The sequence below is a fragment of the Pseudomonas sp. SMN11 genome, from assembly GCF_052041945.1.
Classification (GTDB): domain Bacteria; phylum Pseudomonadota; class Gammaproteobacteria; order Pseudomonadales; family Pseudomonadaceae; genus Aquipseudomonas.
The window spans coordinates 106,757-120,196 of sequence record NZ_JBKGGW010000003.1; the positions used below are offsets into that span (position 1 = coordinate 106,757).

Consider the following 13,440-nt stretch of genomic DNA (forward strand, 5'->3'; position numbering starts at 1 on the left):
CGAGCAATCGATGGATCAGCACGAGTGCCGTCACGGTGATATCGACCTCACGAACTCGGTGATTTAACTCCAGTAGCGAAGCAGCAGATGCCCGCTGATGACAACGGCCTCTGGGAACGCGACGTACTAAGCCAATGCAGCCCCACCTAGGAGGCCTGTAGGTGTGGTTGCCGCCTATACCCGCTGACTCTGAGCTCGACACCGCTTAGCCCGATCAAAAGCGTTAAGTGACGCTAACTCTTGCTGTTCCCGCTGCAAATTGCGACAACTTATAAAGTTGCGCCATTAACATACTGAAAGTCTTATTTAGCCATTATCAAAAAGTCAGACTTTGAGCCGCACACCGGGCATGCACAAGCATGCGCCGCATTAACCTTGAAAATGCTTGAAGCAATTACCGATCTTCAGTTTCTGACTCAATGCCTTCAAAAGGGTTGATGTGAAATATTTCGTCCTCTGGGCGCATGAAAAATTTAGATACTTTCCTTTTGCAAAGCGCTTGCACATCATTGAATAGCTCCATGTTATCGATAAAATAGTCGGAAATACTCAAGTCAACTCGATTAGGAACTGCAATCTCAGTTTCATCCGAAAGGAAGACATCCAAGAGTCGTACCTCCGACAGCTTGCAAAGCCCTAGCGGGCGGTCATTCAAAATCTTGCGATTGTGCAAAGTACAAGACCTGATGATTTCTCCATCAATCGTGCCCATCAGCTCAGAGATGTGCCCCAAGGAACCCGCAAAAGTGAAATCCTCAGTCATTTTGTAATACATGGAAAAGTCATCATCCCTTGAAGTCCAAAATTTAACTATGGCAGCCAGCGGATCTGTTTTCAAAAGCTTCAGTACGTGGGTGCGGGTAGAGTAATTAGATGTGTGCATCCAACCATATATAAAAAGCACTGTTTTAAAAAAGATTACCGCTCTGGATGACTCTCTTCTCAAGTCTTGAGAAATCGTCTTGCCTGCGTTCTGAGCACGGAACGATCGTTCAATGTAGTAGCTGACCGCAGAGCACCCCATCATGTTCAAGTCTAATGTAAAGCGACACAGGGTCGCAGTAAATACCAGTAGCTCCTTTAGCGTCAACTCCTTAAAATGAAGCCTTGCCAAAGTAACTAAAACCGTATACTCCGATCGATCACAGCGGTCGAGCATTTTAATAAAATCTTTTTCAACCCCATCCATGTACTCGTCTTTCTCAGGGCATGCGTCGAGAGCCTCAGCGGCAACTATCTTCACCAGCGTTTCATTAGCAAGAGCGTTAGCCTCTAAAAGCGACAACATGCTTAACGGCACTGCCTGAATCACCTGATCATGAATATTGTATTTGATCATGATCAGTGGCCCGAACCTGTCATCTACAATAACCTCATGCGACATAGACGTCGCTTGGGAAAGGGGATAACTTCCCTCAACAAGCAACTCCTTATGAGAACGCAGCTCTGAGACGTTGAGATAGAATACTGAAAGGGGTTGTTCGATATCTTTCCCTTCAGACACAGCTTCCATAAGTCTCAGTTTTCTGTATAAAAACTCCAAACCCCAAGAAGTGGTCAGGCAATCATTAAAATGGGTGGCCTCATGTACCACCAACGATCGAAAGTTCACCCGCACCGGCCAATAAATATCCCACTCTTTAGGCGGGGTTTCTCTCAACCCTTGCTCTAGCACGCTTTTCGCAGAGACCGTATAGTTCATGATCTCGATAAGATTGGTGAAAAAGTCGAATGAGCCCTGCTCATTTGATGTCGCAAACAACCTACTCATAATTGAGGCCGCACCATTAATGTTTGTAAAACGTAATCAATCGCCATGCGGCTCGGCTCTGGCCGCGCAATTTATAACGAAGTATGATTTAAAATTGTCGTTAGTAATCCATATGCGCCTAGCGCTGGAGAACTATAATCCAGAGCACGATGAAAAAATAGATCTCCATCCCCAATGGTAGCTATTTTGTCAGCCAAACTGACGAGACGCGGCCGCTGAGCGCTTGGATGCCGTGGCACTGCGAGCAGTTGCCGTCGTACAGCGCAGCGCCGACGGCCACGGTCTGCGCGGCGCCTTCATGGTTTGAACTTACGATGTTCGGCATGGCAAGCAACCGCAAGCCTGCCGCGGGAGTCTGCTTGAAAAGCAGCGGGTTTTTAGACCTAGTTTCCAGTCCTTCGAACACCGCTTCGCAGAAATTTTCCAGAAGCCGATTAGGAAGATCATCAATCACTTCCAGCACGCGCGGGTATTTATAAGCAGCTAGGTTATCCTTACAGAACAGGATGAGGTCTTCTTCACGAGTTTTCGCTCCGTGTTGTAAAGATACTACGGCAAGCTGGTCTGTGACGACTTAGCTGGCTACAAAGATGGTTTCGAGCTAGGCATCACTGAACTCGGCTGCATTACCCACGCCCGTCGCAAGTTCTTTGATCCGCACGTAGCAAATAAAAGCCAGCTCACTGAACAGGCCCTGCACTCGATCAGCGGTTTGTACGAGGTCGAACGCCAAGCGTAAGACATGAGTGATGAAGATCGTTGGCGAATACGTCAGGAAATGGCGGTGCCAATCCTCAAAACACTGCCTGACTAAATGTTGGCCCAGCGTGACTTGGTGCCCAACGGATCAGCCACAGTTAAAGCCCTCGATTACGGCCTGAAACGCTGGGTATCGCTGACGCTACCTGGACGATGGGGCTGTGCCCTTCGACAACAACCAGGTTGAGAACCAAATACGGCCATGGGCACTCGGGCGCTCGAACTGGTTGTTTGCTGGATCACTGCGCAGCGGTAAGCGGGCTGCGGCCATCATGAGCTTGATCCAGTCGGCACGCATAAATGGGCATGATCCGTATGCCTATCTCAAACATGTCCTGACGCGGCTGCCGACGCAGCGTGCCAGAGAGATCGGCCAACTCCTACCGCGTCAATGGATACCCGTCTGAGTTACACAAGGTGACTTCCGCGAGCGCTTATCACCAATGTCATCTTGCCCCACAATCTCGGAGCCAACCTCAAAACTAGAACGCTATCGGCCAAGAACGCTCTCGAACCAATTACAGTCTTGAAACTGGGCAGTAAACTCAAGTAGTTCTCGGTTGACCTGGTCAACCGTTCCATCTACCCCGCTCTCAGCCAATGAATAGGCATCTTCGAAATAGCCGCAAAGGCTAAGAGCGTCAGGGAAGTTGTGATTCGACCGAGACCAGGATTGGTACAAGCCTTCTGCTAAGACTTTTCCAAAATCAGGATCTCCAAGGAGTTGTTCATGTGCCTTAGCGAGCACATAGGGCAATACCTCCGCGCAGCTCAATGAGGGCGTTCCGATTCGAAGTAACTGATTTGCAACGTCGTATCGATTCAAGTCTCTCATAAGAGCAAGCTCTATCAGTTCGTAAGCTGGATTTACTCGTGCAATGATCTGATCATCTGCCCATTGCACAATGTCCGAGACCTCAAGGACGCGTAGCTCTAAGGCTTCTCTTAGGTAAGCGATCTGATCATCAAAGCTGGGGCTGTAGATGTTCCTTGTCATGCTGTTTTCGCGATTTTCCTACCGGCAACTCTATCCTAATTCAGCGATGAAACCTTGTTGTCTGCTCTGAGAAAAGCAGGTGGTAGATATTCTAGGAACCGCACCAACTGGTAGGTCGGGGGGGGCAACCTGCTCCATTCCGATATACGTCGTCCTGTCGATCAGGCCGCTAAAAGACGAGTCCAAGAGTAGACATCCGGGTAACATAACTTCCTGATGGTTTCCTGAGGATGCGGCTTGGGAAGATGTATTGGCCAGACGGTTACCGTATAGGGTGGCCTGGCCTGATTCTATCTCAGTTAATGGCTGGGCCCAGGCGAGCCGCCCGCCGCTATGAGTTGGTAGTCAGTCACCGCCTGGAAACGATCCTCAGCAATAAGTCGCAGACGCTCGAGTTCGGCGCCGGACACACCTGTGGCCTGAGCCTGGTGAAACTCCCTCAGCGCCTCGACTGCCTGGGTGTACAGGGGATGGTCAGGGGGAAGCATCTTGCTGATGTCTTTCACGTTTACCCATTCCGATGAGCGGTGAGCATCTGTCCTCGCTAGGTAACCTCTGTCAGACCGAGAGCACGCGTCCATGCCGAAGGAATTCACTTTTCTGCTACGTCGTCGAGATCACTCCAGCCAGGCTAAGGCAAAAATACCCAATCAGCAGGCAAGCAGCAGCGATGCCGGAAACCACGGTGGGTACGAGAAACACCAGCCAAACCCTCTGGGTGCGTGAATTGAAGTCTTGGAAAGCTTTCTCGAACTCCACCAGAACGTTGGGATGCGCCCGCTTACCAAGAATGGCCTGGGTCTTTCGCATATGCTTGGCGCCCCAAAACATTTTGACAATCTCCCAGCTGATGAACAGAGTCAGGGAGACTGTGATCGCGAGGCCACAGGCGTTGAACAGCCAGGTTGGGATTTTCCCGGCCAAAGTTGACCAGAAGGCAAAATAACCAGCGTATCCAGCCACCATGATCAGATTCGTGTAAGCAGTGGCGTTGCTCATAAGCTTTTCGTTCAACTGTATGAGAGCGCTGATCTGTTTCTCGACTGCCTGCTCTTGCCTCATCTGCTCCACCTCTTCGACCAAGCCTTCAACCACACGGTGTATATCACGGCACCATCGATCCAAGTCGCTATTCATCCTCACCCCTCGCTATCCCCGAAGCTGGAAAGCTAGGCCTCCCCTGTGCATAGGCGTGCTGCAGCCGATCCACACTGCATATTGTCCCTGTGCCTCTAGACTTCAAACGCCTTCGGTCACGAATCAGCTTTGCGCAGCCATGCGCTCTGATTGCTGGATCGCCGGTTTGGGCAATGCCATGCGAAGGCTTTCACGATACTGCTCCGCCGGCGCCTCATGCATGACCTCGACGACAGCATCGTAATTTTCTCGAATGACCTTCTCGATCTCAGCAATCTCGGCTCGGAAGAACTCTTTCCGCCCGTTGACCTTGTTGAGCCGACCAGCTGCAAAATGCTCGTGGAGCTTTGCTTCCAATGCTGGAGCGTTGTTCGAGAAAACCATCGCATGCACGTCGAACCAGAAAGGTACCGAGGCGTCACCAAGCTCATCAACTCGATCCATAGGCTCAAGGCGACGAGTCATGCCGATCTTGTAAATGCCTTCTCCGAACGCCCCCAGGTTCGAGATCACATACACATACCCGGCTTTGGCGTTCTGCTCGCGGTAATCAATGAGCTTTTCTTCGCTCTCGAGCTCGGCTCGACCTGCCTCAACTTCGGCTAGCTTCACCAACAGCGCCGATCGCTCCTCATCAGATTGCACTTGCTCAAGGCGAGCCTGGAGATCACGCATAGCGGTCGTGAAGTGTTTCCGCTCTTTGGCAATTTTCTCCCGCGCCGCACGAATTTCCTGCTCGAGCTTTTGCTGCTCCCGCAGCTCTTCCCGGGCGCGTTTCGCCTCTTCCTTTTCCTCTTGCTTCTTGATCTGGAATTCATGAGCAAGGTGAAGCTCATCAAGCTTGAGATCGAGATAGATGCCGGATATCTCTACGCTCATGATCTTGCCCAGTCGATTGCAGGCTTCATACGATTTGAGGATTCGTTTCTCGCCGAGCTCGACGTTGTCGAATTTCACGTTGGCTACGCACGCATCGGCCTCGTTGTTGAACGAGCGGATCACCAGCTTGATCATGTCGTTGACCAACTTACGGCCCTGGGCCTGGCTGTTGTTCACCGTCCAGTTCATGTTGCCGGTGGCTGCCTGCCCATTCTTGATCAGGACTTTCTGACGTTCACGAACGTAATCCAGTCGAGCCTTGTACTCCTGGCTGCTGGTTAGCTTGAACTTGGGCTCATAGAGGGCGAAGCTTTCCAGGAGCAACGTCTCTTCCCAGACGAGTATCTGCCCCTGCAGATCTGTGGAGCGCTGGGCGAGAGCAGCCAACTCCCTCTCAGCACGTTGGGTTTGCTCGCGTACCCCCGTCAGCCTCGCTTGCTCTTGCGCAATTAGCTGCTGGATATTCACTACGTCCATGGCGCCGATCTTCGTAACGAGCTCTTGCAGTTGCGAATGCTGCAGCTGAAGCTCCGCAAGCTGTGCTTCAAGAGCTTCAGCGCGCTGCCGGTGAGCTGGGCCTTTCAGATAGTCACTAAACGACATGGGTTCCTTCCTCGGTATGAGTCGAATGCATAGACCGGAGAGCACGAGGTAGATATCTGACCGCTCTACAGCGATTCGCCGTGCAAGACCTAAACGGCTCTAGCTCATTGCACCTCTTCCCTGCTGCGAATGAGCGTAACCGGAGTGAAATCAGAAAGCCATCACGAAGGCAGCAAGGGTGAAGGGGTTAACAAGCGTCCGGTGGTGCTGGTATCAAGCTGATGCCTTGCCTGCCTCAGCTCTTCCTCTGCCTGGTGAAGCTCGTTTCTGATGCCCGTCCACATCAAAACCAATGTCGCGATTTTTTCGCGAGATGCCTTCAACTCCTCCCCCATCACGCCTAGCTCGTTTTCAAGCAAAACACACTGCTGCTCCAGCAGTTCCTCCCGCGAAAAGAAAGCGAAGCGGTCGTCGACGGTCTCATCTGAGTGATTCATAGCGCTCGGCACCATCAAGAGTACAAATGTTCTCCCGCCGAGCTTAGCGAGCTATACTGTACGCATCAACAGTATTTCGACGGAATGGGGCCCACTCTCCCACCTAGCCCAACTGACAGCGAAGCTTACGAGGTGAACAGCGGTTGCAGTGTCGAGATCACTGAGGAAAGTCATACAGAGGAGCCTTACATGTCAATGAAGTCATCATTCGCCATCGTCCTTCGGGCGCTTCGATGTAAGCGCAACCTGTCGCAGCGCGATTTTGGTGATACAAGTCGGACTTTCCTTTCCAAATTGGAAGGCGCTCGATCAAGCCTCACGTTGGACAAGCTCGAACAGGTGAGCCAGCGTCTTGAGTTGAGCCCCTTGACGTTGCTTGCTCTCACCTTGAGCCAGGAGTCCGGCAAATCCGCAGTCGACCTCAGGGGAATCGCGGAGAGAGACATACCACTCAGCATGGGACGTATCGATTGCCCTCTTGCGGTTGTAGTCTGTGCTCCCGTCGCTTCACCATATCTGCCCCCTTTCCACAAATGCCACTTCCGCCGCATCCACGCTGCTCGAGCAGCATGTAGTTTGTCATCGTCATCCAGTGCTTTGGCTTCCTTCACGGCTCGCCGTGCCTCCATCAAAGCGTGCACCAAGCATGCGAGCTGAAAGGTTTCTGAGGAAGTAACCTCTGGGAACAACCTGTTAACGCAGTGCTTGATCCAACAGGCACACTCAATTGGCTATTCGTCCGCCACGACTACGCGAGAGTGTCATAGACGTCCAAGACGGTAGGCGCGTTTGAGTGATCGCCCGCGGGGACTGGACTGACCCAGTTTCTGGCTTGCTCCAGGTACTCCAGCACGCAAAACTGTAGGCTTTCGATGAAGCCCCACAGTGCTGATTCGTATTCGAGGAAGTCCACTGCGGTGTCGTCGATTTCAGATCGGGCGCTGCCGAAGACGTGGCTCGAATCATAGTCATCGCTCTCCGGATGGGCTTCGTAGTTGTCCACTAGCAGGCGAACCTTGTCAGTGAGTACGAGCCACTGCAGCGCTCGCTCGGGGCCCATGGAGGCCGCAAGACCCAGGGTCGAGGAAAAATCCGAATACCTTGAATGAGCAGTGAATAGAGCGCATTTGAGTTTGCCGAAACTCGGCTTACCCTGCTTCACCTCTTCGATCATCTTGTCGAGACGTACGAGCTTCAGGTAGTCGAGACTCACATGGGTGATCGCCATTGTGTGACCGAACCAGTGGGCTTTGGCATAGGAATCTACTACCGAGGCGACCAGACAGTTCAAGACCTCCATGGTCTGCTTCTCCTTCCGAATTCGAGGAATTACATCAATAACTACGTAGAAAAAGTACGCCGCTATTAAACCTGTCAGGAGGTCTCCCACGATGTCCTCAAACGCTTTCGACTGGAAGAACAGTACGACCCTGGGCCACTTGATAAGCATGTAATCGATTGTCGGAAATTTCACCTTGACCGCGCACAGGCACAGCAGAGCCACGACCGCCCAAATGCAGAGCTTCCTTTCCGACCTGTCCTTCAAAAATTCCCACATGTCCCTGTCCCTTAAAAAAAAGCGCCGCAGGGCGCTGATGCCGAAAGCCCTGTAGAACATTGAGGGCGTGCCCTTCCGGGCCCGGCTGTCGTGAATCGAGCCATCGTCGTACGCCGACGTCTCGACCCTTCGGGCGTCCATCCGTCACGCCGGCGCGCTCCGCTTGCGAAAACGGCTACGTTTTAGCGATTAGATGATGACCTGGCCGTTTACAGCCATGACCGTCCTGAACTCGAGGTCGCCCAGGAATAGCCCCGGCGCTCGTTGGAGTATCCCCGATTGAGAGAGATCGCCTAACGGCTGGCCGACCATTCGCCACATCGGTCGGACTGCCGACACTCACTGCTGGATCTGCCAATCCTCCAAGCGCTCGCACATGTCGATGACTACCACTTTCTCAGCAGTGCTGGCGTCAGCACCCTTTGACAGGACAAAGTCGTCCAACTGGTCATACCCGAACACTAGCCCTTCGCAAATCAAATCCTCATAGCACGCCATAACGTCCTCAAGGCCTGAGTCGCTGCGAGACATCACGACCTTCATTTCAGGATCGAAGGCTTGCAGCAACTGAATCAACTCACCGACCTTCATGCTCTCACTCCACTCCACGGCGATCACTAAATGCAACTGTTCGCGCCCTCCTCTGCCAGCTCAGGCTTGCAGACCTCAGGACGGTGCAGCCGGCCTCTGCCCAAAGTTTCGACAGAAATGATCGAGCGCTTCTTGGTATGTGCGCGACACTAAACCTCAGCTGATGACCGAGCCATCAATGGCCATGATGGATCGAAACGCCACGCCATGAGCCTCGAATTCCAGCTTTGACCATTCAGACCTATAGTCGAGAGAGTCATGGTGATGCCCATGCACAACCATTTTTGCACCCATTGCCTGGGCGAGTTCATCGATTTCTGAGTAGCCGTAGGGATGACAGCTAGGGGCCTCATGACAGACCAAAATATCCGCCTTTTCCATTGCGAGCGAGAAGTAGTCATCCGGGTAAATTGCTGACAGCGCGTGCTGTCTTTTCGTCGCGAGTATGTCTGCCTGCTGTGGCCGGAGCGCTAGATGCTCGAGGAAGCCTCCGTAATTTTGGATGCCAGTATCAGGGCTACCTGGTAGCCAGACTTGTGACTCGAAGGTGCCACCCAGCCCTGCTATGCGATGGCCCGCAATATCTACAACTCGGCCATGAAGGCTGCGTTCAGCGAGGTCGCAGCCATGGAGGTTATGCCAGTAAGCCGGGCGATCGGAATCGTGGTTGCCATGGATGAACCAGATCTCTGTCAGCTCTAAGATCGGGCGCAGGATCATATCCAAGGGCAAACTGCATTCAAGGTCACCCAGGAAGACCACTGCCTCGGGACGATGAAGCTTCACCAATCTGATGACATGATCAAAGCGCCCATGTACGTCGCCCAGAAACCAAATCACTCGCTTCCCCCCACGTATTCCTACATCACCACGGTGTAATCGACTTGATCATTTCAGTGATTTGCCTCCAGTAGTGGAGCAGCAAATACCCGCTGATGCCCACGGCCTCTGGGAACGCAATATAGGCCACAACCGGACTCACAAAACTGTCATCGATGCCGAGCACGAGCAGCACTCCGAGGCACAGGATCACGCACGGTATAGAAACGAACGCGAGCACAGTGAAAGCCACGCTCATCACATAGATCAAATCCATGAACGTCCTGCACACAGGTGTTGCTCCTTAAAATGCTTCATGTGCCGCCGATAAATACGACCAGAACGTCGGTTCCCAGGATCTTACAACGACACGTAGCCCTCTGCGGAGAAGGACAAGTTCGATTTAGCTTCACGTAGGGCGTACCCTCACGGGCCCGGCTGTCGTGAATCGAGCCATCGTCGAACGACGACGTCTCGCCCCTTCGGGCGTCCATCCGTCACGCCGGCGCGCTCCGCTTGCTTTCTCTCATTTTGTGATCTCTCGAAGACGGCTTGTGAGCGCTAGGGCAGCTGCCCTTCCCCTCCGAGCCACTCGACTATGCTGATTATCTTCAGCGATGGCAGATGGAAAATTGCTCACCGGGATCGCATCACCGATCCGAGCTATTCGCTGCTGCGGCGACCCAGCCGGGTACTTTTTGATAAGGACAGATCTCACTTCGAGGGTGCAAAGGATATGAGCAAGAAAGGTCAATCATGGTTTCTGCCGCTGCTGATTCTCTTCCTGGTGGGCTGGGCTGTGGGGAAGAAGGATTCACCCAAGACTGAGCCTCCACTCAGCCAAGCGCCGGTGAGCACTATGGCATCAACTTCTTCACAGGCACCACAACCTACGCAAGCCTCGGCACCTGAACATTTCGTCAACGCGGACAAGCTGAACCTGCGCGCCCAACCGGGAGGAAAAGTTATCTCCACACTCAAGCGCGGTGAGAAGGTTCAGGTCTATGAGCAGAAAAACGAATGGGCGCGTATCAGCCTCGATGGCCAGCCGCAACGATGGATCTCGTTCAAAAACCTCTGCAGCGGCTCGAACTGCTTTGCCACCTCACCACCGAAGAGAACGCGCCCCGCTCCACAGCCAGCTCTCAGCACAACACCCGAATACGGATCATCGTGCCCCTGCTCTTCTGGTCGAATCTGCATAGGCCCCAGAGGCGGTCGCTACTGCATCACCTCTGGCGGGAACAAGCGGTACGGCGTGTAGCAGGAGCATCTAGTGAGTGGGCTTTGCTGGCCCACCGAGTGCACGCAACTGGTAGTCGTGACTGCTTGAAACTGATGCTCCGCCATCAGACGCAGGCGCTCCAGCTCAATCCTGTCACACCGTTTGCTTGAGGCGGGTGATAGCGTTTCAAAGCCTCTACCGCATCGTTGTAGATCGGATGGCATCTAGGTACTAGTCTAGCGACATGTATCAACCTCGACGCATCCGCTATCTTCGTTCCTAGCCGGCACCTAAGACGGTGTACCGCTGAATGCCGTCGCGGATTTTGCGATGCAAGCCCGAAGCCCCTAGATGACCTATCGGAGACGCGCTAAGATAGCCAAAAGCCATCAAAATTATCTAAGGACTTGTTTTGCAGCTAAAAAATGGACTTTTCGGGTTAGTGATAAGTGCCGTGGCGGGGTGTTCATTCACTTCCCCGTATTCAGACCTCTCACCAGAGAAGGCTGCGACTGAGATCATAAAAGCGTCTTCCCCGCAGACCAGTGTGCAGTTTTATCCACCCGGCCTGGGTATCGCAGCAACTGTTTTTGACAAGGCCGCTCGCAACGACATTTCGGAAAACCTGCAGCGATATTGTGTTAGTACGCGCGGCTACGCTATTCCCTTCAAAGCTGGTAACGAAGCCCTCTATACAAACAGTGAGGGCTTCGTCTGCCATTCCAAATCCCAGAACCTGTTGACGTTTGCGTTTTCAGCCAGAGGCTCGAATCTGCTGGTTTTAGAGCGACGCTCCCGGGGAGACGACTCATTTGATCAAACTGTGCTCGACTGGGGCTATGTATCTTATGAGCAACGTGCACAAATGATCCGTCAGGCGCAGGAGAAAGCAGCCAGGGAGCGCCAAGACCTCCTACGTTCGGCCTTGAACAAGACGAAAACTGTGGGTGAACGTGTTTGCCAAGATCAAGGAAGCATTCGTTACCGAGGCACCGTCGAGCAGATTGCCGGCGATAAGATCAAAGTGTTCGTAGAGAGCGCTTCCATAATTAACGCTCCAGGACTCAGACCCGGCGGCTTTAGGCAGGAATATTACTGGCTAAATTACTGGGACGTTTTCGCCTGCGATTAGGGCTGTCCGGGCAAGCTCAAGCAAAAAACGACTCAATCTCTCTTGTCCGCTCGCCCCTGGCGCAGCGGGTCGGACAAACCGGCGCGCGGCTTCAGCCACTGGTCAATGCACTGCGTGAAGCAGTGCTGACCCTGGCGTGATCTACGCCGACGAGACACCGATGCAGATGCTTGCGTCCGGCGAGAACAAAACCCACTGGGCCTACAGCACGACGCCGTGTCCGGCGCTCAGTGCAGGTCTACGACTTCAGCCCTCGCAGTGATGGCGATCATGCGCGCAACTTTTTGGGCGACTGGAGCGGCAAGCTGGTTTGCGATGACTTCGCTGGCTACAAAGCTGGCTTTTAGCAAGGCATCACTGAAATAGGCTGCATGGCTCACGCGCGTCGCAAGTTTTTCGATCTGCACGTGGCGAACAAAAGTCAGCTGGCCGAAATAAGCGCTGCACTCGATCAGCGGCTTGTACGCGGTCGAGCGCGAATCGCGGTACATGAGTTATGAAGATCGTTGGCGAATACGTCAGGAAATGGCGGTGCCGATCCTCAAAACACTGCATGACTGGATGTTGGCCCAGCTCGACTTGGTGCCCAACGGATCAGCCACACTTAAAGCCCTCGATTACAGCCTGAAACGCTGGGTAGCGCTGACGCGCTACCTGGACAATGGGGCTGTGCCCATCGACAACAACCAAATGGAAAACCAGATCCGGCCTTGGGCGCTGGGCCGCTCGAACTGGTTGTTTGCCGGGTCGCTGCGCAGCGGTAAGCGGGCGGCTGCAATCATGAGCCTGATCCAGTCAGCGCGCATGAATGGGCACGATCCGTACGCCTATCTCAAGGACGTTCTGATGCGGCTGCCGACGCAGCGGGCCAGTAAAATCGGGCACTTGCTACCGCATCAGTGGGGGCCTGCCGCTGCTTCATAGGCAGAGCTGTGCGACCACATCATCTGATGACATGACTTGGGCATACTCGGTGCCCAGTATGGCCAAGGTCAGCTCATAAACGGTTGAGGCGTCCCAACACGTTCCTTGCGGCCCGATTACGGGTACAGCAGTCGTGGCATCCGCAGGAAGAATAATTTCGTACCCAAGCGCTTTCCCGGCTCGAATAGTGGCATCCATGCTGTTATGAACCACAACGCCGGTCAAAACAATGCGTTTTACTTGCATGCTTTTGAGAATGGCATCCAATTGGGTTCCTATGAATGCGCAGTTCTCATGCTTGATGATGACAATCTCGCCCTGTACCGGAGCCACTTCTTTCTTAATCCCATTCCAAGCTCCATGAACGTGATAGCTGGAAGTGGGATTAGCTTCATCATGCTTCACATGAAGGACAGGCCAGCCATTTGTTCGCCAGTGCCGCAGAAGGCGTTGGATTACGGACAAATAGCCAGGGTGGCTTTTACCATTCCAAATAGGCTGATCGATAGCATCCTGAACATCGAGGATAATCAGGGGGGTGTTGGGCGTATCCTTCATGTGGGGTCGTCTCCTTACGATGGACGCTTAGTGTGCTGCAACGTCTTCCA

At 53.2% G+C, this 13,440-nt stretch carries 14 protein-coding genes and 3 pseudogenes; 4 read left to right on the forward strand and 13 right to left on the reverse strand.

Annotation, left to right across the window (positions count from 1 at the left end):
- Positions 1-394: 394 nt before the first annotated feature.
- Both ACLEJU_RS04570 and ACLEJU_RS04575 read right to left on the reverse strand, forming a co-directional pair.
- Positions 395-1,771 carry a hypothetical protein gene (locus tag ACLEJU_RS04570; RefSeq protein WP_435421977.1) on the reverse strand — a complete coding sequence of 459 codons (1,377 nt, stop codon included), beginning with the start codon at positions 1,769-1,771 and terminating at the stop codon, positions 395-397.
- A 181-nt stretch (positions 1,772-1,952) separates the two neighbouring features.
- Positions 1,953-2,234 carry a c-type cytochrome gene (locus ACLEJU_RS04575; protein ID WP_435421978.1) on the reverse strand — a complete coding sequence of 94 codons (282 nt, stop codon included), beginning with the start codon at positions 2,232-2,234 and terminating at the stop codon, positions 1,953-1,955.
- A gap of 90 nt (positions 2,235-2,324) precedes the next feature.
- Between ACLEJU_RS04575 and tnpC (ACLEJU_RS04580) the strand changes: the two are divergent.
- A pseudogene (gene tnpC, locus ACLEJU_RS04580) lies at positions 2,325-2,937 on the forward strand (IS66 family transposase); the annotation flags it as partial.
- A gap of 83 nt (positions 2,938-3,020) precedes the next feature.
- Here tnpC (ACLEJU_RS04580) and ACLEJU_RS04585 read toward each other — a convergent pair.
- From ACLEJU_RS04585 to ACLEJU_RS04625, 9 genes are all read right to left on the reverse strand, one after another.
- Positions 3,021-3,527, reverse strand: a complete 507-nt coding sequence (locus ACLEJU_RS04585) for a hypothetical protein (protein WP_435421979.1) — start codon at positions 3,525-3,527, stop codon at positions 3,021-3,023.
- A gap of 299 nt (positions 3,528-3,826) precedes the next feature.
- Positions 3,827-4,015, reverse strand: a complete 189-nt coding sequence (locus ACLEJU_RS04590) for a hypothetical protein (protein ID WP_435422057.1) — start codon at positions 4,013-4,015, stop codon at positions 3,827-3,829.
- 115 nt (positions 4,016-4,130) lie between these two features.
- Positions 4,131-4,664 carry a hypothetical protein gene (locus tag ACLEJU_RS04595; RefSeq protein WP_435421980.1) on the reverse strand — a complete coding sequence of 178 codons (534 nt, stop codon included), beginning with the start codon at positions 4,662-4,664 and terminating at the stop codon, positions 4,131-4,133.
- 123 nt (positions 4,665-4,787) lie between these two features.
- The gene (locus ACLEJU_RS04600) at positions 4,788-6,146 is read right to left on the reverse strand and encodes a DUF4041 domain-containing protein (protein WP_435421981.1); all 1,359 of its coding nucleotides are present in this window, start codon (positions 6,144-6,146) and stop codon (positions 4,788-4,790) included.
- 161 nt (positions 6,147-6,307) lie between these two features.
- Entirely contained in the window at positions 6,308-6,583 is a 276-nt protein-coding gene (locus ACLEJU_RS04605) for a hypothetical protein (RefSeq protein WP_435421982.1), read from the reverse strand.
- Positions 6,584-7,331: 748 nt separating this feature from the next.
- Positions 7,332-8,282: a hypothetical protein gene (locus ACLEJU_RS04610; RefSeq protein WP_435421983.1), complete on the reverse strand. Its 951-nt coding sequence runs from the start codon at positions 8,280-8,282 to the stop codon at positions 7,332-7,334.
- 198 nt (positions 8,283-8,480) lie between these two features.
- Positions 8,481-8,732 (reverse strand): hypothetical protein, encoded by a 252-nt coding sequence (locus ACLEJU_RS04615; RefSeq protein ID WP_167276662.1) that lies wholly within the window; start codon positions 8,730-8,732, stop codon positions 8,481-8,483.
- Positions 8,733-8,888: 156 nt separating this feature from the next.
- Complete coding sequence (locus tag ACLEJU_RS04620) at positions 8,889-9,572, reverse strand: metallophosphoesterase family protein (RefSeq protein WP_435421984.1); 684 nt, start codon at positions 9,570-9,572, stop codon at positions 8,889-8,891.
- A gap of 25 nt (positions 9,573-9,597) precedes the next feature.
- On the reverse strand, positions 9,598-9,828 hold the full coding sequence (locus ACLEJU_RS04625) for a hypothetical protein (protein ID WP_435421985.1): 231 nt from the start codon (positions 9,826-9,828) through the stop codon (positions 9,598-9,600).
- 321 nt (positions 9,829-10,149) lie between these two features.
- Between ACLEJU_RS04625 and ACLEJU_RS04630 the strand changes: the two genes are divergently transcribed.
- Positions 10,150-10,815: an SH3 domain-containing protein gene (locus tag ACLEJU_RS04630; RefSeq protein ID WP_435421986.1), complete on the forward strand. Its 666-nt coding sequence runs from the start codon at positions 10,150-10,152 to the stop codon at positions 10,813-10,815.
- A 9-nt stretch (positions 10,816-10,824) separates the two neighbouring features.
- On the opposite strand, the pseudogene ACLEJU_RS04635 reads toward ACLEJU_RS04630, so the two are convergent.
- A pseudogene (locus tag ACLEJU_RS04635) lies at positions 10,825-11,029 on the reverse strand (hypothetical protein).
- Between the two features lie 159 nt (positions 11,030-11,188).
- On the opposite strand from ACLEJU_RS04635, the gene ACLEJU_RS04640 reads away from it, so the two are divergent.
- Both ACLEJU_RS04640 and tnpC (ACLEJU_RS04645) read left to right on the forward strand, forming a co-directional pair.
- Positions 11,189-11,908, forward strand: a complete 720-nt coding sequence (locus ACLEJU_RS04640) for a hypothetical protein (protein ID WP_435421987.1) — start codon at positions 11,189-11,191, stop codon at positions 11,906-11,908.
- Between the two features lie 47 nt (positions 11,909-11,955).
- Positions 11,956-12,832, forward strand: a pseudogene (tnpC, locus tag ACLEJU_RS04645) (IS66 family transposase); the annotation flags it as partial.
- On the opposite strand, the gene ACLEJU_RS04650 reads toward tnpC (ACLEJU_RS04645), so the two are convergent.
- The gene (locus tag ACLEJU_RS04650; RefSeq protein ID WP_435421988.1) at positions 12,827-13,390 is read right to left on the reverse strand and encodes an isochorismatase family protein; all 564 of its coding nucleotides are present in this window, start codon (positions 13,388-13,390) and stop codon (positions 12,827-12,829) included. The pseudogene tnpC (ACLEJU_RS04645) and the gene ACLEJU_RS04650 sit on opposite strands and share 6 nt — an antisense overlap.
- Positions 13,391-13,440: the final 50 nt, after the last annotated feature.

Bases quoted from the DNA above. Each gene is read 5' to 3' on its own strand.
- ACLEJU_RS04610 (WP_435421983.1), bottom strand. From the start codon at position 8,282: ATGGACGCCCGAAGGGTCGAGACGTCGGCGTACGACGATGGCTCGATT.
- ACLEJU_RS04625 (WP_435421985.1), bottom strand. From the start codon at position 9,828: ATGGATTTGATCTATGTGATGAGCGTGGCTTTCACTGTGCTCGCGTTC.
- ACLEJU_RS04630 (WP_435421986.1), top strand. From the start codon at position 10,150: ATGCTGATTATCTTCAGCGATGGCAGATGGAAAATTGCTCACCGGGAT.
- ACLEJU_RS04650 (WP_435421988.1), bottom strand. From the start codon at position 13,390: ATGAAGGATACGCCCAACACCCCCCTGATTATCCTCGATGTTCAGGAT.
- ACLEJU_RS04595 (WP_435421980.1), bottom strand. From the start codon at position 4,664: ATGAATAGCGACTTGGATCGATGGTGCCGTGATATACACCGTGTGGTT.
- ACLEJU_RS04605 (WP_435421982.1), bottom strand. From the start codon at position 6,583: ATGAATCACTCAGATGAGACCGTCGACGACCGCTTCGCTTTCTTTTCG.
- ACLEJU_RS04570 (WP_435421977.1), bottom strand. From the start codon at position 1,771: ATGAGTAGGTTGTTTGCGACATCAAATGAGCAGGGCTCATTCGACTTT.
- ACLEJU_RS04585 (WP_435421979.1), bottom strand. From the start codon at position 3,527: ATGACAAGGAACATCTACAGCCCCAGCTTTGATGATCAGATCGCTTAC.
- ACLEJU_RS04600 (WP_435421981.1), bottom strand. From the start codon at position 6,146: ATGTCGTTTAGTGACTATCTGAAAGGCCCAGCTCACCGGCAGCGCGCT.
- ACLEJU_RS04615 (WP_167276662.1), bottom strand. From the start codon at position 8,732: ATGAAGGTCGGTGAGTTGATTCAGTTGCTGCAAGCCTTCGATCCTGAA.
- ACLEJU_RS04590 (WP_435422057.1), bottom strand. From the start codon at position 4,015: ATGCTTCCCCCTGACCATCCCCTGTACACCCAGGCAGTCGAGGCGCTG.